This is a genomic window from Pontibacter flavimaris, from assembly GCF_001907195.1.
Lineage (GTDB): Bacteria > Bacteroidota > Bacteroidia > Cytophagales > Hymenobacteraceae > Pontibacter > Pontibacter flavimaris.
This window is the reverse complement of record NZ_LVWA01000005.1, coordinates 111,570-130,551: the sequence shown is the minus strand read 5'-3', so window position 1 is coordinate 130,551 and position 18,982 is coordinate 111,570. Positions and strand designations below refer to the sequence as shown.

The following is an 18,982-nucleotide window of genomic DNA, read 5'->3' as shown; positions in this document are numbered from 1 at the left end:
TTGGAAAGTTTAGGAGTAAGAGATTTTGGGAGTTAGAAAGTTAAGAAGCTAGTAACCGATAGCGAGTAACTAACAACTAATAACCAACAACTACTTTCTGCTGAACACGTAGCAGCCCATCTTCTCGGGGTGGTCCTGCACCAGGTCAGAGGATTTGGCGCGGCGCAGCATCCAGAGCACGAGCAGACCACCGGAAGCGGCAATGGAGAAAAATAGCCCGAAGAGGAACAACAACAGGTTGCCCGTAGCCATACCCCAAAGGGCCGGGACTAGCCCCATTACCAAACCGGGCATAATACCACCCAGGATGTAAGGGCGCAGCGGCAGCATTTCCTGGCAATGGCAGTAGGGTGTCAGGTAGCGCCAATGCACGCCATACTTTATCGATTTAACGCCATTTTTGCAGAAAAGCGCCCAGGTAAGGCCGTGCAGCAACTCGTGCACCACCGCCCCCGCCACAAACACTAGCAGCATCAGGAAGGGATAAAACAGCACCTGCACTCCATGCGCCAGTACAAAGCTTTCTATGGCTTTAAGGCTTATCTGCTCCGGCCACAACAGCACATAGGGCACCAGGTACAGCACCAGGATGGGCAGCATAAACACCAGCGCCTGCACGTTGGCCTCGGCAGCGGTAAGCGTCAGCTCTGTCTTGGTATAGGTCGCTTCCTTCACTTTTCCACCTGCACCAGCTCCTGCAGCTCCGCCAAAGATGCTATACCTGGCACCTGTGCCTCCACCTCGCCAAAGCCATACCGGGCAAGTATAAACGGCACGCCAGCCTGCTCACTGGCATTGTAGTCGCCCTGGGTATCGCCGATGTACACGGGCTGCTGCAGGTGGTGGCGCTGCACTACGGCCCGGATGTTCTCGCTCTTGGGCAGGCGCTGATCGCCGTAGCAGGCAATGTCGGTGAAGTAGGACTGCAAATCAAAGTGCTGCAGGAAGGTTTCGATGTAGCCGCTCTGGCAATTACTGACGATGAAAAGGCGGTACTCTGCCTGTAACAGTTCCAGCGTTTCCTGCAAGTGCGGGTACAACTCTCCCCCGCGTTCCTGCAGGTACTGCAGTTCCAGTTTGGCGGCCGTTTGCTGCAGTTGCTGCCGCTGCTCCTGGTTCAGGCCTGGGAAAAGCTTCTGGTAGATGGCGTCGTAAGGCATGCCGGCAATGCCGCGGATGTCTTCCCGGGCAAGGGTGAGGTCCACAAAATCGAATTGGGCAGAGGCCGCGTTCCAGGCTTCGGCAATGGTTTGGGTAGAGTCCCAGAGGGTGCCATCGAGGTCAAAGATGAGGCCGTCGTATCGGGTGTGGGGCATGTAGGTAGGGCTACGCTAGGTAAAAGTGTAAAGGTACGGGTTTTGGCCTGCATGTCAAGTATGGCTGGCCCCTCCAGGGCCATACTTCACCACTTGCTGTACTTGCTTTTTACTTAAGGGAGTTGTAGAAGTTAACGATGGCGATGAGCTGATGCTGCTTTTCGTAGCTGAGCTTCTTCTCCTTCACAAACCGCTTCACCTCCCTGGATTTGTTGCCGAATAATTGGTGCAGGTCACGGCGCACGTTCCGGAGCGTTACGATCTCACCATCGGGCAGCATGATGTAGTATAGGCCCTTGATCTGGTCCACCCACTCGCTGCCCGGCACATAATACTCCGAGCCATACATGGCGTTGTGCGCGTACAGCATCTCAGCGCGCGAGGCGTCTTTCTGGGTATACTCCTCCCGCATGATCAGGGTGAAGTCGCCCTGGTTGAGCTGCTCGAAAAAGGTGGGCTTCTTAAAATCGGTATATCCGCGGCCCAGGTCCCAGGGCAGCGACCTGAATGTGTAAGCCCTGCCGCTGGGCTCCTCCTGGGCCACAAAATATTGCACATTTACAGGAGAGTAAGAACTCTTTGTACCATCTTCATTTAAGACACTGATTACCTCCTCGGTCCGGTAAAAAGTGACAGGGCCGTAGATGGTGTCGCCGGAAGTAAGTACAACTTTGCCGGAAGGCCATTCCTGCACATCAATGGTAGGTCTGTACTGTCCGGATGCCTCTGTTGGCAGCAGGCAACTTATCAGCATGGCACCCAGCAGCCATGAGATTACACAAATATTGTTTTTCATAGTTTTCAGCAGCAGTTCTGATACAATACATCACAAAAATTCACACCCACAGGCACGCATACCCTCTCATTTACAGTATCTTATACTTTTTGTATGATTTTCAGAGAGAAAGGTTGCCTGTTTGCCGTAGCGAATAGGCCTGAAAACTAAAAAAACCTGCACAACTCGCTTTTAGCTTGCCGTGCAGGTTTAAATATGGGGTAAAAACGCTTACTTGGTGAACGTTACGTTCTTCAAGATATCGTGGCCCAGCTTGTCGCGCTTGGTAGTCAGGTACTTCTGGTTATGCTCGTTCGGCACCACCTCGATCGGCACACGCTCCACCACCTCCAGTCCGTAGCCCATCAGGCCGGTGCGCTTGCGCGGGTTGTTGGAAATGAGCCGCATCTTGCTCACCCCCAGGTCGCGCAGGATCTGCGCCCCCACGCCGTAGTCGCGCTCATCCATGCCAAAGCCAAGCTCCAGGTTCGCCTCTACCGTATCCAGCCCCTGCTCCTGCAGCTTGTAGGCTTTCAGTTTGTTCAGCAGCCCGATGCCGCGGCCCTCCTGGTTCATGTATACCACCACGCCCTTGCCCTCGTGCTCTACCATGCGCATGGCCTCGTGCAGTTGCGGTCCGCAGTCGCAGCGGCAGGAGCCGAAAATATCGCCGGTAACGCAGGAAGAGTGCACGCGCACCAGCACCGGCTCGCCTTCCTCCCAGGTTCCCTTTACCAGGGCCAGGTGCTTAGCGCCGTTGCTGCGCTGAGTAAAGGCATACAGGTCGAACACGCCAAAGTCGGTTGGCATCTGCACGGCAATCTCGCGGTCTATCAGGCTTTCCTTCTGCAGGCGGTACGAGATCAGATCCTTTATCGAGATGAGTTTCAGGTCGAAGCGCTCGGCCACTTTCACCAGGTCCGGCAGGCGGGCCATGGTGCCGTCCTCGTTCATGATCTCCACCAGCACGCCAGCGGGCGCCAAACCAGCCAAACGGGCCAGGTCCACGGATGCCTCAGTATGGCCGGCGCGGCGCAGCACGCCTTCTTTCTTTGCCTTGAGCGGGAAAATATGTCCTGGCTTGCCCAGGGAGTGCGGATCTGTGTTCGGGTCGACCAGCGCATAAATCGTTTTGGCACGGTCGGAGGCGGAGATGCCCGTGGTGCAACCATGGCCGATAAGGTCTACCGACACGGTGAACGGCGTGGCGTGCAACGCGGTGTTGCGGCCTACCATCAGTTCCAGCCCCAGCTCGTCGCAGCGCTCCTCGGTAAGCGGCGCGCAGATAAGGCCCCGGCCGTGGGTCGCCATAAAGTTTACGATCTCCGGCGTTATCTTCTCGGCGGCGCAGACAAAGTCGCCTTCGTTCTCGCGGTCGTCGTCGTCCACCACAATCACCACCTTGCCTTGGCGTATATCCTCAATGGCAGCCTCAATGCTGTCCAGCGGCCTGACATCACCAGTTGTATTGGTTTCCATATGTTATAGTTTATGCCCGCACCGCCAGCGGCGGCAGGACTGTTGGTCTTTTGTAAAGCAGTACAAAAATATAAAGTTTGTACCGCAATTCTGCTATTTTATTGGATAACAGTTTTGAAGGGGAATTAGTTGAGGAGGGGGTGGGATTTCAGGCTTGCCTGCTTCCGGGGCTATACGTGTAGGCGCAATCCTGCCAGTGCTCATACTTGGCTGTACTTTTATACTTGTCTGAATCGAGATTGTCGGAATGAAGGGATTTTATACTTGGGTTATACTTTCCCTTTCGATTTATACTTCAGTTATACTTTTATACTTGCCTTTCCCCATGGTGCAAGTCTTCAGACTTGTATCCTGCCATGGCGTCGGGTTTGTAACCCGACTGGCTTGAAAAGCCATACTCGCTTTGGCTATACTTTTATACTTCAGCTATACCTTATACTTTAATCATACTTATACCTCTCTTAGTCGCTGCTTCCAGCAACTTGAAACAAGCTATCCTTGCTTGCTTCCGTTCATCCTCCAGACTTACAAACCTACTGTTTCATCTCTAGCTTTGGCTCCCTCTAGCCCGGGAGGGCTCGTCTTCCCGCATCGCGCTGTGTTCCCTCCTGCGCCAGGGCGCTGCCACTAACGTGGCACCGGATCTCACAAGGCGCTCAACGGAAAGACTGGGATCAGTTCGATAGCCACTGCTATACAACAGGAAACGAGCTCCCTCCCCTGTTCTTAGGGGAGAGTTGGGGCGGGGTAGTCCCCCTTTGAAGGGGGCAGGGGGATGTAATCGTCTGCTGAAAACTCCCCCGAGGGGTTAGGATAGGTTTATACTTTGTAGGGACAGGTCGCGACCTGTCCGCTCAATGCCAGCAACTATGAAACTAATACTTTAAGGCTCCCCTCCTTAGCTAAGGAGGGGCAGGGGTGATTGGACCAAGTACTGCAAAACAAAAAGGAATTTCCTCAGCAGAGAGCTTCTAGACGTAGAAGTTAAGAAGAGTCGATCAATATCACCTATTCACCACTATCCCGAGCATATCTCCTAGCTGTTTGTAGAGCGTGCTGAGATTGCGTATAAAAGTCATCTGATGAATTTGCTCTTGTGGATCAGTAACAAGTCGCAGCTTCTCCACTTCTTCTTTGATCATTAACTCAACATTTCGCCATTTTAATCTTAATACAGCTCTCTCAGATCCATAAGGTAATTGATCGGTCTCATGTGGGACAAAAATATGATGTGTTTCCCACCCTTTGCTTATTTCGTACTTTTCAAGAAGCAAACCTGATGCCTCCTCTCTAATTCTTTGGTCAGGATAATTCACAAAGTCCTCAGACGTAGGCAAAGCCCCTTCTTTAAGCTTCTCTTTAATTAAATTTAGCAAATGTACATACAGCGGCGTGCGGAATTCGATGTCCTCCAGTTGCTCCAGCATGTACTGGCTGGTCGTCAGGCCATCGTCCAGCATGCGGTTCGGGTAGTTCAGCAGCATGCGCACGATCTCCCGCTCATACCTTTTGAGGACATCGGCATCAGAAGCAGGCTTTTCCGGCTCCTCTTCCGGCATCGGCGGCGCAAAATCAGGCTCCGGGCCGCTAGACCGCTGCTGTTGCTGCCGCCCCTGCAGGTGCATTTTGTTGTATTCCGATATCAGTACCTGCTCATCAATATCGAAAATGAGGCTGCAGCTGCGGAAGAACACTGTACGCTTGATGGCATCCGGAATTTTAGAGATGGAGGCCACCACCTCTTTTATCGCCTCGGCTTTCTTAACCGGGTTACCGGCCGCCTCCTTGGCATAAAGGCTTGTCTTGAAGGAGATAAAATCCTGTGCGTGCTCCTGCAGGTAGGCCTTGAAAGCCGTATCACCCACCTTCTGGATGTAGGAGTCCGGGTCCTCGCCTGCCGGAAAAGTCACCACACTTACGTTCAGGCCCAGTTCCAGGATCAGGTCTATCCCGCGCAGAGAGGCTTTTATACCCGCCGCGTCGCCGTCGTAGAGGACGGTGATGTTCTGGGTATAGCGGGAAATTAGCTTGATCTGCCCCTCCGTAAGCGAGGTTCCGGACGAGGCCACCACGTTCTCGATCCCGCCCTGGTGCAGCGAGAGCACATCCAGGTAACCCTCCACCATATAGCACATGTCCTGCATGCGCATGGCTTGCTTTGCCTGAAACAAACCATACAGCACATGGCTCTTGTGGTAAATGTCGGACTCCGGGGAGTTAAGGTACTTCGGGCTTTTCTTGTCGTTGGATTTGAGCGTTCTGGCCCCAAAGCCCACCACGCGCCCCGACACGTTGTGGATCGGGAACATAACGCGTCCCCGGAAGCGGTCATACTTCTTGCCGTCCTCCTTCACGATCGTCAGGCCCGACGCCTCCAGGTACTGCTGCTTATAACCGGCCTTCAGTGCCGTGTCGGTCAAATCGGTCCACTCATCCAGGCTGTAGCCCAGCTCAAACCTCTTAATGGTGCCGGCACTGAGGCCCCGCTGCTTTAGGTAGGATTGCCCGATGCTTCCCTGCTCATGGGCGATCAGGCGCTGCTGGAAGTGCTTAGCCGCAAAATCGGAAACGATGAACAAACTATCGCGCTCGCTCTGCTCCCGGGCGTACTCCGGGTCGTGCTGCTCCTCGGGTATCTCGATGCCATACTTCTTAGCCAGGTATTTAATGGCCTCGGGAAAGCCAGTGCCCTCTACATCCATGATGAACTGCACCGCGTTGCCCGCCTTGCCGCAGCCAAAGCACTTGTAAATGCCCTTAGCAGGAGATACAGAAAAGGACGGGGATTTCTCGTGGTGGAACGGACAGCAGGCCCACATGTTCTGCCCCTTCTTCTTCAGCGACACGAAATCGCCTACCACCTCCGTAATATCGGCTTGGGCAATAACCTGGTCAACTATTTCTTTTGGGATGAGGGACATGGGCAAAAAGTATGAGCGGATGACAAAGATAAGAGTTCTCTCTAATTTTGAGTGGCTGATTTTTCCGGATTACAGAAGAGTCTCTCCAGTTTTGCTATAATGCTGGGTTTGCAACCTGGGTTGGCTCGAAAATCCTCATGTATACGTTGGCTATACTTTTATACTTGCTGTTTTATACTTGCTGCTATACGTCTCTGGCGCAAGCGTCCGCTTGTGCCTTTTTATACTTTGATACTTACCAATTTATACTTTCCTAGCCGCTGCTTCCCTCAACTTGACACAAGCTATACTTTCTAGCTGCCGTTGATCCACGGCTTTACAACCAGCTTGTTTCATTTCATACTTTGGTGCTCTCTAGCCCGAGAGGGCTCGTCCTTAGGCATCGCGCTGTGTTCCCTTCCTTTGCTCCTACGTCGCAATGCCGCCAAGGCGGCACCGGAATCTCACAAGGCGCTCAACCTAAGGACTGGGATCAGTTCGATAGCTACTTGCTATGCAACGTAAACGGAGCCCCCTCTCCTGTTTTTAGGAGAGGGTTGGGGAGAGGTGAAACTCCCCTCCTTAGACTACCGAGAACGCGAGTTCGATGGTAGCGAGCGTAGCTCTGAGGGGCAGGGGTGGTTGGACCCGGTGTTTATCAAACTATGTCCCTCTACTTCGCAATTAACTCCTGATACAGCCTGTAATTCTCCTCATCAAAACACACAAAAACCACCCGCTTTATACTTAGGTTATGCTCCTGCAAGTATGATTTCACCGTCTCTACTGCCACTTTTGCGGCTTTATCTTTAGGATAACCATACACGCCGGTGCTGATGTTGGGGAAAGCGATACTTTCCACGCCGTTTTCCCCGGCTAGCCTGAGGCTGTTGCGGTAACAGTTGGCCAGCAGGTCGGGCTCGCCTTTGCTCCCGCCGTTCCAAACCGGCCCTACGGTGTGGATTACAAACCGGGCAGGCAGCTTGCCGGCTGTCGTGATTACCGCCTCTCCGGTAGGGCAGCCCCCCTGTTTTGCCCGTATCTGCCGGCACTCTTCCAGAATTGCGGGGCCGCCGGCGCGGTGGATGGTGCCGTCCACCCCTCCACCACCCAAAAGGCTGCTGTTGGCGGCGTTCACCACGGCATCAACTTCTACCTTTGTAATATCGCCCTGCTGTACCTCAAGCATCGTTTTTCCCATCCTTTATACTTTGTTCTGATCAATTATCTCAATATACTTTTACGCTAAAACTATTCGGTTGCTACACTTGTTGCACTTATACGTTTTGTCTTTTCAGGAGGAATAATTTGTTTGTATCTTTGTCAGGCAATCGCTAATAATACTATGGCTATCACAAAAGAAGATATACTAAAAGCCCTCAGCTATGTGGAGGAGCCGGACCTGGGCAAGGACCTGGTGACGCTCAACATGATAGAGGACGTGCAGGTGAATGGCAAGAACGTGAGCTTCACGGTTATACTGACCACACCGGCCTGCCCGCTCAAAGATTTGATCCGCAACGCCTGCGTAAATGCCATCCATACTTTGGTGGACAAGGAGGCCGACGTTACCGTGAACATGACCTCGCGCGTTACCTCCGGCCGCGGCGACACCTCCGAGGTGCTGCGTGGCGTGAAGAACATCATCGCCATTGCCTCCGGTAAAGGCGGAGTGGGCAAGTCTACCGTAACCTCTAACCTGGCTATTGCCCTGGCCGAGAGCGGCGCCCGCGTAGGCTTGATCGATGCCGACATCTCCGGTCCCTCCATTCCGACGATGTTTGGTGTGGAGCAGGAGCGCCCGTACATGGTGCAGGGAGACCACGGTAAGAACTACATCCATCCGGTGGAGAAGTATGGCGTGAAGATGATGTCGATAGGCTTCCTGACGCCAGCGGACGACGCGGTGGTGTGGAGAGGCCCGATGGCCAGCTCTGCGCTGCGCCAGTTCATCTCCGACGTGGATTGGGGCGAGCTGGACTACCTGCTGCTGGACCTTCCGCCGGGAACCTCCGACATACACCTGACCATGGTGCAGGCCCTGCCGGTAACAGGCGCGGTGATCGTGACCACGCCGCAGAAAGTAGCCCTGGCCGATGCCGTGCGCGGTCTGCAGATGTTCCGACAGCCGCAGATAAACGTGCCGGTGCTGGGCATTGTGGAGAATATGGCGTACTTTACACCTGCCGAGCTTCCGGAGAACAAATACTACATTTTCGGACAGGGCGGCGGACAGTCGCTTGCCGATAAGTTCAACGTAGCCCTGCTGGGCCAGGTGCCGATCGTGCAGAGCATCCGCGAGAGCGGTGACGCCGGTACTCCGGTGGTGTTGCAGAACGATTCTCCGGCCAGCGGTGTTTTTAAAGAGTTGGCCCAGTCTGTAGCCCAGCAGGTATCGCTGCGCAACGCCACCATGGCCAAAACAAAACCAGTAGAAATTAAAACCTAAAGATACATGGCAGCCATAAACGTAGATCAGGATTTCATGCTCCGCATCGAGTCGGCCCTCGACCAGATAAGACCTTACCTGGAGGCCGATGGCGGGAACGTAAAAGTGCTGGAGGTAACAGACGAGATGGTGCTGAAACTCGAACTGCTAGGTGCCTGCGGCACCTGCCCCATGTCTACCATGACGCTGAAGGCGGGCGTGGAGCAGTCGGTGCTGCGCGCCATACCCGAGATCAAGGCCGTGGAAGCCATCAACATGACTCCTACCGAGTTTTAAAGTATAAGCTTTATACAAGAGATACCGAGAGGTGTGGCTGCTGCTGTGGCCACACCTTTTTTTGTTTTGGTTCTTAGTGATGGAATGTAACGTTGTTTGTTCCTTATGCTGACCCTGATGCCCTTGCTGCGTGTTTTCACCAGCAAGCGAACTAGCTGAAGTATAAACTGTTGGTGAGAACACCAGCAGTGAAGCGGCCTCATACTTTATACTTGTGTCATACTTTGGTGTTCATGTATCATCGGCATGAAAGAATAAATCAATTCTTCTCAAAGCTAGAGCCGTTTCATTCTGCAAAAATAGCAGTATGTGGCGCGGGAGTCCACGCTCGTGATTGCCTATAGATTTGTCCTCCCCGGGACAGGCTGGCCCAGTCGGGTTACAAACCCGCGCCAGCAAGAGGACAAGATAAGGCGAGAACGCTCGCGCCATTATGAAGCTAAATAGAGAACTTGAGGGCTCCGCCCGCCGAAGTCAGTCAGGAAAGTATAAAATCTGCGAATTCCGCTTTATGATTCTAAATCAGCGGGCGAAAAGCTATATTTGTACTATAGCTAACCAGAACTAGTCCATACCATGATAAGAGCAAACGACCCATCGCTGCATTCCTGGATCGAGATTGATGCTTCCAGCGATTTCCCCATTCAGAACCTGCCCTTCGGTATTTTCCGCACGTCCGAGCGCGACCCACGTGTAGGGGTGGCCATCGGCGAGTACATCCTGGACCTTTGCGAGCTGGGTCGCCGCGACTTCTTTGAGCTTATCGACCTGGACCCGACCGTTTTCCACCGCCCTTACCTCAACGACTTTATCGCTTTGGGCAAACCCATCTGGCGGGCCGTGCGCAACCGCGTGTCCGAACTGCTCCGCAACGACAACGACGAGATCAGCGGCAACAGCAACCTGATCCGTGCGGTGCTGGTGAAGCAGAGCGAGGCCGAAATGCTGCTGCCGGTAAAAGTGGGCAATTATACCGACTTCTACTCCAGCATAGAGCACGCCACCAACGTGGGCACCATGTTCCGGGACCCTAAAAACGCACTGCTCCCCAACTGGAAGCACATCCCGATCGGCTATCACGGGCGCGCCTCTTCCATCATCGTTTCCGGCACAGATATCCGTCGCCCGAAAGGCCAGACGAAGGCGCCGGATACCGAGGCCCCTACCTTTGGCCCTACCAAACTGCTGGATTTCGAGCTGGAGGTGGCGTTTATCACAGGTCGGGAAACTGAATTGGGACAAAGTATAACGCCTAATGAGGCGGATGACTACATCTTCGGACTGGTGCTCTTTAACGACTGGTCGGCCCGCGATATGCAGACGTGGGAGTATGTGCCGCTGGGGCCGTTCCTGGCGAAAAGCTTTGCCTCTTCCATTTCACCGTGGGTGGTAACGCTCGACGCACTGGAGCCATTCAAGGTAAAGGGGCCGATGCAGGACCCTAAACCGCTGCCCTACCTGGAGTTCACCGGCAACCACAACTATGATATCAGGCTGGAGGTGCTGCTGCAGCCTGAAGGCGATGAGGAGAACAGCATCTGCCGCTCCAACTACAAGTATATGTACTGGAACATGAACCAGCAACTCGCCCACCAGAGCAGCAACGGCTGCAACATTCAGGTAGGTGATCTGTATGCCTCGGGCACGATCAGCGGCTCCGATAAAGACTCGTATGGCTCTATGTTGGAGCTGACCTGGCGCGGCACCAATCCCATTCAACTCTCCGACGGTTCAGAGCGCAAGTTCATCAACGACGGCGACACCGTGATCATGCGCGGCCACAGCGAGCGCAACGGTATCCGCATCGGCTTCGGGGAGGTGAAAGCAAAGGTGCTGCCGGCGGTTTAGGTATCGGTTATTAGTTGATCGTTATTAGTTGATCGTTATTAGTTGATCGTTATTAGTTGATCGTTATTAGTTGATCGTTATTAGTTGATCGTTATTAGTTGATCGTTATTAGTTGATCGTTATTAGTTGATCGTTATTAATTTTTTAATTAATGTGTACTGTAACTTTCTAACTTTTTAACCTTCTAACTTTCTAACTCCTAAATCCTCTAACTCCCAAACTTCCCATGAAAACCATAGATCCGCAGGACGTTAAAACGGCAGAGGTGCACGCGCTGCTGCTCGGAGCCATCGCCCCGCGCCCCATTGCTTTTGCCAGCACAACCGACGGGGAGGGGAACGTAAACCTAAGCCCCTTCAGCTTCTTCAACGTGTTCAGCGCTAAGCCTCCCATACTTGTCTTCTCCCCTGCCCGCCGCGTGCGCGACAATACCAGCAAGCATACATTGGAGAATGTGCTGGAAAACCGCGAGGTGGTGATCAACATTGCTAACTATGCTATCGTGGAGCAGATGTCGCTGGCCAGCACTGAGTATGACCGGGGCATAAACGAATTCATTAAATCGGGCTTAACCCCTGAGGCGTCAGTACTTGTGCAGCCCCCGCGTGTAAAGGAGGCCCCGGTAGCTTTTGAGTGTAAGGTAAACGATATAATCAGCCTCGGGCCTGAGGGAGGAGCCGGTAACCTGGTTATCTGTGAGGTGCTGTTGATCCATGTAAACGAAAGTATACTGGACGAGAACGGCAAGGTAGACCCGTATAAACTGGATGCCGTGGCCCGCATGGGCGGCGATTACTACCTGCGCGCCAACGGCGACTGTATTTTTGAATTACCCAAGCCTATCCGCAACAAAGGCATTGGCCTGGATCAGCTTCCAGGCTTCATACGCAACAGCGGTATACTTACCGGGAATAACCTGGCCCGCCTTGGAAATTCTGAAGCCATACCTTCAGAAGCAGAGGTAGAGGCCTATGAAGCTGACCCGCTGGTAAGCTATACTTTCTCCAAGTATAAAAACGACCCCATCAGGCTGCGGCAGGAACTTGAGCACTTGGGCAAGCAACTGCTGGAGGATAACCAGGTAGAACAGGCCTGGAAGGTGCTGCTGTTGGGCGGCAAAGTATAGGTTACTTTCACCATGGCGCAAGCGGACGCTTGCGCCATTAAAGTATAAAACAGAAAAGGCCCGCTGGTAAAGCGGGCCTTTTCTGTTTTATACTTTTACGGATTATTAGTTCATCTGCAGGTCCAGTTCCTCGAAGCGGGAATTCTTGCTGATATACTCCGGCACGATCTGCTTCATTTTTCGCACCACCATCAGCTCATCCTTGGTCTTATTCAGCTGCATCAGCTCGTCAATGTCGTTCACCACATCATCGTAGCTGTAGTTCCTTACTTTGGATATCTTGATCTTGCCGTGGTGCGTCGGGATGGTCAGTTCTTCCTCGTTCAGCAGCTCCTCGAATAACTTCTCGCCTGGCCGCAGGCCGGTGAAGGTAACCGGGATATCCACATCCGGAATCAGGCCCGCCAGCTTAATCATCTTCCTTGCCAGGTCCACGATCTTCACCGGCTCGCCCATGTCAAAGATAAAGATCTCGCCCCCATTGCCCATTGTGCCAGCCTCCAGCACCAGCTGCACCGCCTCCGGTATGGTCATAAAGTAACGGGTGATGTCCGGGTGGGTCACTGTAACCGGCCCGCCTTTCTCAATCTGCTGGCGGAAGCGCGGGATGACCGAACCGTTAGACCCGAGCACATTGCCAAAGCGCGTGGTGATGAACTTTGTTTGCGTCACCTGCTTGTAGGGGTGTTTGTTGCCGTTCACCTTGCCTTGGTTCAGGTTGTTGAGCGACTGTATGTAGATCTCCGCAATGCGCTTGGAGGTTCCCATCACATTGGTCGGGTTCACGGCCTTATCCGTGGATATCATCACGAACTTCTCCACATCAAAGGTAAGTGAGAGGTCCGCGAGGGTTCTCGTTCCCAATACATTTGTCAGCACCGCCTCACAAGGGTTGTTTTCCATCATCGGCACGTGCTTGTAAGCCGCGGCATGGTATACTACATCAGGAGTAAACTCTTTAAACATAGAGTACATCCTGGTGGAGTTGGTGATGTCCCCGATAAAGATCGCCATCTTGGTGCCCGGATACTGCTCCTCCATCTCCAACTGCAGCTCATGCAAAGGCGACTCCGCCTGGTCGCACACGATCAGCAGTTCCGGACCATAACTCATCACCTGCCGCACGATCTCAGAGCCAATGGAGCCTGCCCCACCAGTTACCAGCACCCGCTTGCCGCGCAGGTCGCTACTAACACGGTCATTCTCTATAACGATGGGCGGACGCTGGAGCAGATCCTCGATCTTCAGGTCTTTGATCTGGTTCATACTTAGCTGGCCCGACATCCACTGCTCGGTTGGCGGCACAGTAAGCACTTTAACACCCAGTTCCACGCACCGCTCCACAAACAGTTTCTGGTTATCGGACTTCAGGTCGTCGGCAAACACCAGCACCTTGTCCACCCGCAGCTTTTGCTGCAGCCGCTCAATGTCATCGATATGGTACACACGGATTTGGTGGATGTTCTTGTTGACCTTATTGGAATTCTCGTCCAGGAAACCCGCAATATGGAAGCGCCCCGTGTCGCTGGTTTCCAGGGCCTGCTTTAGCAGGATGGAATAGCCGTTGGCCCCATAGATGAGCACCCGCTCGCGCTCGCCGGAGCCGCCGCGCTTAAAGAAAAGGAACAGTGCCTTCGCCCCCATTCGTACCAGCGTAAGCAACGTGGAGGAAACAAAGAAACTGATCAGCAGCACCAGGTAAATGTTAACGGAATCGATGCCATGTACGGGCGCCACCCAAAGACCTATCAGGGCACCATAGGAAAGGCTGGCAATAAGCACAGCCGTGAAAATGCGGTAAATATCGTAGATGCTGGAATACCGGATAAGGCCGGTATGGATGCGCATGGCATAAAAGGTGATCAGCGACACCAGCCCGAAAAGGCCAATGTACACGAGAAAGTGCCCACGCATGATCTCCTCGAAGTGGAACTGCTTTATGATAAAGAACGAAAGGGCAAAAGACCAACTCATAATCAGTTGGTCGATTAACAGCACTATCCATTTCGGCAGTGACTTATTAAGTAAAATTTTCATATAGTATAACCCTTACAGTATCCACCTCCACCGTAGCCGCTTGCTACAACGCCTACACAAAAGGAAAACTGTATTCTTTTGTAAAACTATTCAATCAAATACCAAACGAAATAAGACACATAAATATACTAACAACACCTGTACTATATAGGTAATGTTAAATAATTATGTGCGTAATACGGTATCCATCACTTCAATCCGTAGATAAGAACGCAAAGAGCAGGGTTTAGTTGTACCACCTGTAGGCTGGTAATCCCTAATTAGACACCCTGATAGCCTTCTGTCACCGGAAAATGAATATTAGCAAAGCAAAATGCATCCTTTACTAAAAACTGTGCAAATATAACATTAAAAACCGATATATAGCCAGTAAAATCATGTCTATATTGTGGATAAGTTTTTAAAAGTAAGCTGAAAAGTTGAAAGCAGGCATAGGATGTACGTGTATGGTGATGGCAGAGGCAATGGGTTAGAGGTTCACCAGAAAATTAAATTCCAGTGCAGCCGGTCAGCTTATACTTTGCCGTTCCCAAAGACACCCTTATACCAAACTAAGTACACAAAGCTTTCCTCGTCCAGAATGTAGAAGGGTCCTGTGCATATAGGTAGCGTCACGTTGCATACAAAGCTTAAGCTAAAGTATGAATCAAACGACTAAGGGCTGTCCAGATGCTCAAAAGAATGATTCAAGCATGCTCCTAAATAGCCAAACCTCCGACACCATATAGGCCCCGGAGGTTTGAAATAATTTTTAGTAAAAAGTATGGCGTTATACTTTAGCCTCCTGGTAAAGCTGCTTCAGTTGCGACACAACCCGTTCCAGGTCAGCCGCGGTTAGGTTGGAGCCGGAAGGCAGGCACAGGCCCTGCTCGAAAAGCCGTTCGCTGGTGCCGTCGCCGTAGAAAGGGGCATCCGCAAAAACGGGCTGCAGGTGCATTGGCTTCCAGAGCGGCCGCGTCTCGATGTTATCTTTCTCCAGGTGCAGGCGAATATCTTCTCTTGTCATCTCTCCCTCCACCAAAACGGTGCTCAGCCACCTGTTAGAGTAGAAACCTTCGGTCGGCTCCTCGGCAAATTTTATAGAATCAATCTCTGCGAAAGCCTCCTTGTAGAAAGCATAGTTGCTGCGGCGTTTCTCCACACGCTGCGGCAGCACCTCCATTTGCCCACGACCTATGCCTGCGCATACATTGCTCATGCGATAATTGTAGCCAATGTGCGAGTGCTGGTAGTGCGGGGCCGCATCACGCGCCTGCGTCGCCAGAAAGCGCGACTTCCTGATCCACTCCTCGTTCCTAGAAACAAGCGCACCGCCACCGGAAGTGGTGATGATCTTGTTACCGTTGAAGGAGAGGATGCTCATGGCCCCGAAAGTACCCAACATCTGGCCTTTGTAAGATGAACCCAAAGCCTCTGCTGCGTCTTCTACCACCGGTATCTCATACTTGTCGGCCACGGCCATGATGCGGTTCATCTGCGCTGGCATGCCGTACAGGTGCACCACAATAATAGCCTTTGGCTTTTTGCCTTTGCTGATTCTGTCCTGTATAGCAGTCTCCAGAAGCTCCGGCGACATGTTCCAGGTCTCTTCCTCGCTGTCTACAAATACAGGCGTAGCGCCCTGGTAAGCAATAGGGTTCGCCGAAGCTGAGAAGGTCATCGATTGGCAAATCACCTCATCACCCGCCTGCACACCAAGTATGATTAGGGCCAGGTGCAGAGCAGCGGTTCCAGAGCTTAATGCCGCCACATGCACGCCTTCGCCTAAGTATGAAGCCAGATCACGCTCAAAGCCGTCCACGTGCGGGCCGAGCGGTGCAATCCAGTTGGTATCAAAAGCCTCTTTTACATTCTTGAACTCGCTCTCACCCATGTGCGGGGAAGACAGCCAGATTTTTTCGTTCATATTAACAGTATTTTATAATCTTACTAGGGTTGCCCACGGCCACTGCCTTGTCCGGAATGTCACGAATGACGACTGCCCCGGCCCCGATCTGGCACCACTTTCCTATTTTTATGCCCGGTATCACCACGGCCCCGGCTCCGATCCAGGTACCCTCGCCCACCGACACGTTCCCGCAAAGTACGGCACCCGGCGAGACATGTGCAAAATCTCCCACCACACAATCGTGGTCTATTTTAGCCCCTGTGTTGATAATGGCGTGTTTGCCCACCTCTACCTCCGCCTGAAGTATGGCTCCCTGCATCACCACCGTACCTTCCCCCACCGAAGCACTCGGCGATAAGTTAGCAGTATTGGAGATAGCCTGCCCATACTTTACCGGCAGCTGCCAAGCAATGCTGGCGCGTATACGGTTGTTGCCGATGCTGATTATCAGCGGGGCATCCAGTTCGTGGCCTGGAGAAAATTTCCCCAGCACCTTAATGCCGCAAAGCTCCTTCAGGTCCGGGTTATCATCAAATAACCCTTGCACCGGCACGCCCATACTTTGCAGGATGTCGATGATGACCTTGGCATGTCCGCTGGCTCCGTATAGGTACATGGTTTTAGTTAAGAGTTAAAAGTGAAGAGTTGTATCATACCCTTGTAGTGACAAGTCGTGACCTGTCCGAATTGTTCCCAAAATTATGTTCGTCTGATTTGGTATTTACAGGATGTATGGATGAACATGATTTTCGATAGCAAAAGCTTTTCTACACTTACACACTTTTTTTTAGTCAGGCTGATGCGCGGACAGGTCACGACCTGCCCCTGCGAAAGTAAAGAATAACGTCATCCAATCACCCGCTCTATCGGATTTGTAATCCGAAAGCAACTAGCCGCTAATTTGTAATCTGCAAATGCAAGGGCAGCAAGGAATATTGGTTCCAACCACCCTTAGCCCCTACTTGTCTAAGGCGGGGAATAAATTATTACTCTTTTAACTTAAAAGCTATGTTGTATCTGCCTGACTTTCGTTCATACAAGACCCCATCAGAATGACAAAAAGTAAAGGCTGTGCCAGTATGATAGCAGACAAAATAGTAAGTATAAATTCCCCACCTTAAACAAAGAGGGGCTAGGGGTGGTTGGATTACCTCTCATTCCCCTGGAACTTCGGCATGGTGGCTACTCCCTCCGCACTAATCCCTTCTGATTTAAAAATCTTAAAAATGGTTAAAAAGATGATCTTCAGGTCCAGCCAGGGCGACATGTTGTCCACATACCACACATCATAGGTAAACTTCGCATCCCAGCTGATGGCGTTGCGTCCGTTTACCTGCGCCCAACCCGTTATGCCGGGTCTAACTTCATGTCTTCGCTGCTGCACTTCGTTATAAAGGGGCAGGTATTCCACCAGCAAAGGCCGTGGGCCGATCAGGCTCATATCCCCTTTGATCACATTCAGCAGCTGCGGGATCTCGTCCAGAGACGTTTTGCGCACAAATGCACCCACCGGCGTCAGCCGCAACTCATCAGGCAGCAGGTTTCCCTGCGGATCCTTCTGGTCGTTCATCGTTTTATACTTGATCACCCGGAAGATCTTCCCGTTTCTGCCCGGTCGTGGCTGCAGGAAAAAAGGCTTCCCATGGTTAGCAAAGTATAACAAACCCGTTACCACCAGGAAAACCGGCAGCAACATGATAAAGGCCGTTAGGCTAAGTATGAAATCGAGGATGCGCTTAAGAAAATTTCGATATAGCCAGTTCATGTTTTTTCAAATGTTCCTCATACTCCTGGTACAGTAACTCCCAGAAATGCTGCTGGTCGTAACGCTCCACAATCATTCGCCTGGCGTTGGACTTCAGGTAAGTATAAAGCTCCTTATCCGTTAGCAGACTTTTCATCGCCTCCAGCAATTTCTGTTCATTCTTCGGCGGGATGATCAGCCCGTTTTCCCCCTCCACAATAATTTCGTTGCAACCATTGATATCAGTTACAATGCTGGGCAGCTCAAAACAGCCCGCCTGCATGGGCACATTCGGAAATCCCTCGCGGTATGACGGAAAAGCCAAGGCATGGCTCAGCGCCAGGTAGGGCCGTACATCGTTTTGGTATCCTACTGATAAAATTCGCTCGTTTTGCTCGATGTCCCGCAACGTTTCGGGTGGCAGTGGGTCAAGGTCTTGCTCCAGTGGCCCGACAAGTATAAGTTTGGCTTGTTTATACTTCGCCTGCAAAGCTTTAAAGGCTTCCACCAGTACCCGCACACCCTTGTCCTTTACCAGCCTGCCAATAAACAGAAACACAAAATCCTCGTCCTGTATATTCAGTTCCTGTCTGAGTTGCCGGAGCTTTGCCGCATCCAGCGCCTCTGCGCTAAAGAAATCAGTATTGATGCCATTGCTGCTGCCATTGCCGATCACCTTTACCTTCTCCGGACCGCAGTAGCCGCTCCGAAGTATAAAATCTTTCAGTACAGTGGAGTTGGGGTATACTTTGGTGGCGCAGGCATACGTAAGCTTTTCAACAGCATTCAGAATTTTACGCGTAATTCCGGCTGTTTCCATCAACGGCAATCCCGCCACCGTGTGCAGACGAACGGGCACTCCTGCCAGCATACCACCCAACATGCCTATGATGCCGGCTTTGGGGGTGTGTGAGTGAATAATCTCGGGCTTATGCTTTTTGCAAAGCCTGTAGAAAGCCCACAGCGCCTTCAGGTCCTGCAGCGGTGTGATCTTGCGGGTCATCGGCACCAGCACATGCTCGCACTCCTGCTCCACTACCACCGCCTTTGCTTCTGGCCCATCCGCCGAGATCATCAGCGGTTCAAAGCCCTTTGTGCGCATATAAGGCAGTTGCCCTGTGATGAGCTTTTGTAGTGAAAGTGG

The 18,982-nt window shown here is 52.2% G+C and carries 15 protein-coding genes; 4 read left to right on the top strand and 11 right to left on the bottom strand.

Translation table 11 applies throughout. The features are described from left to right. Window positions 1-90: 90 nt before the first annotated feature. From A3841_RS09020 to A3841_RS08995, 6 genes are all read right to left on the bottom strand, one after another. Window positions 91-675, bottom strand: a complete 585-nt coding sequence (locus A3841_RS09020) for a DUF3267 domain-containing protein (RefSeq protein WP_235861337.1) — start codon at window positions 673-675, stop codon at window positions 91-93. Further along, on the bottom strand, window positions 672-1,316 hold the full coding sequence (locus A3841_RS09015) for an HAD family hydrolase (protein ID WP_073852004.1): 645 nt from the start codon (window positions 1,314-1,316) through the stop codon (window positions 672-674). Before A3841_RS09015 ends, A3841_RS09020 begins: the two co-directional genes overlap by 4 nt. Window positions 1,317-1,425: 109 nt before the next feature. Further along, on the bottom strand, window positions 1,426-2,112 hold the full coding sequence (locus A3841_RS09010; protein ID WP_073852003.1) for a hypothetical protein: 687 nt from the start codon (window positions 2,110-2,112) through the stop codon (window positions 1,426-1,428). A 210-nt stretch (window positions 2,113-2,322) separates the two neighbouring features. Further along, entirely contained in the window at window positions 2,323-3,570 is a 1,248-nt protein-coding gene (locus tag A3841_RS09005) for a bifunctional 3,4-dihydroxy-2-butanone-4-phosphate synthase/GTP cyclohydrolase II (protein WP_073852002.1), read from the bottom strand. A 1,004-nt stretch (window positions 3,571-4,574) separates the two neighbouring features. Then, complete coding sequence (dnaG, locus tag A3841_RS09000) at window positions 4,575-6,491, bottom strand: DNA primase (protein WP_073852001.1); 1,917 nt, start codon at window positions 6,489-6,491, stop codon at window positions 4,575-4,577. Between the two features lie 652 nt (window positions 6,492-7,143). After that, the gene (locus A3841_RS08995) at window positions 7,144-7,659 is read right to left on the bottom strand and encodes an O-acetyl-ADP-ribose deacetylase (RefSeq protein ID WP_073852624.1); all 516 of its coding nucleotides are present in this window, start codon (window positions 7,657-7,659) and stop codon (window positions 7,144-7,146) included. A 156-nt stretch (window positions 7,660-7,815) separates the two neighbouring features. Here A3841_RS08995 and A3841_RS08990 point away from each other — a divergent pair, with 156 nt between their 5' ends. From A3841_RS08990 to A3841_RS08975, 4 genes are all read left to right on the top strand, one after another. Beyond that, window positions 7,816-8,919, top strand: a complete 1,104-nt coding sequence (locus A3841_RS08990; RefSeq protein ID WP_073852000.1) for an Mrp/NBP35 family ATP-binding protein — start codon at window positions 7,816-7,818, stop codon at window positions 8,917-8,919. 6 nt (window positions 8,920-8,925) lie between these two features. Next, entirely contained in the window at window positions 8,926-9,195 is a 270-nt protein-coding gene (locus A3841_RS08985; RefSeq protein ID WP_073851999.1) for a NifU family protein, read from the top strand. Window positions 9,196-9,771: 576 nt separating this feature from the next. Then, window positions 9,772-11,043 (top strand): fumarylacetoacetase, encoded by a 1,272-nt coding sequence (gene fahA, locus A3841_RS08980; RefSeq protein ID WP_170866166.1) that lies wholly within the window; start codon window positions 9,772-9,774, stop codon window positions 11,041-11,043. Window positions 11,044-11,269: 226 nt separating this feature from the next. After that, complete coding sequence (locus A3841_RS08975; protein WP_073851998.1) at window positions 11,270-12,169, top strand: flavin reductase family protein; 900 nt, start codon at window positions 11,270-11,272, stop codon at window positions 12,167-12,169. A 105-nt stretch (window positions 12,170-12,274) separates the two neighbouring features. On the opposite strand, the gene A3841_RS08970 is transcribed toward A3841_RS08975, so the two are convergent. The 5 genes from A3841_RS08970 to A3841_RS08950 form a co-directional block, all read right to left on the bottom strand. Beyond that, window positions 12,275-14,206 (bottom strand): polysaccharide biosynthesis protein, encoded by a 1,932-nt coding sequence (locus tag A3841_RS08970; RefSeq protein WP_073851997.1) that lies wholly within the window; start codon window positions 14,204-14,206, stop codon window positions 12,275-12,277. A 769-nt stretch (window positions 14,207-14,975) separates the two neighbouring features. Continuing rightward, window positions 14,976-16,112, bottom strand: a complete 1,137-nt coding sequence (locus A3841_RS08965; RefSeq protein ID WP_073851996.1) for a DegT/DnrJ/EryC1/StrS family aminotransferase — start codon at window positions 16,110-16,112, stop codon at window positions 14,976-14,978. A 1-nt stretch (window position 16,113) separates the two neighbouring features. After that, window positions 16,114-16,710 (bottom strand): acetyltransferase, encoded by a 597-nt coding sequence (locus tag A3841_RS08960; protein WP_073851995.1) that lies wholly within the window; start codon window positions 16,708-16,710, stop codon window positions 16,114-16,116. Window positions 16,711-17,241: 531 nt separating this feature from the next. Continuing rightward, complete coding sequence (locus tag A3841_RS08955; RefSeq protein ID WP_073851994.1) at window positions 17,242-17,859, bottom strand: sugar transferase; 618 nt, start codon at window positions 17,857-17,859, stop codon at window positions 17,242-17,244. Continuing rightward, window positions 17,831-18,940, bottom strand: coding sequence for a glycosyltransferase family 4 protein (locus tag A3841_RS08950; RefSeq protein ID WP_235861336.1), 1,110 nt, complete (start codon window positions 18,938-18,940; stop codon window positions 17,831-17,833). Before A3841_RS08950 ends, A3841_RS08955 begins: the two co-directional genes overlap by 29 nt. Window positions 18,941-18,982: the final 42 nt, after the last annotated feature.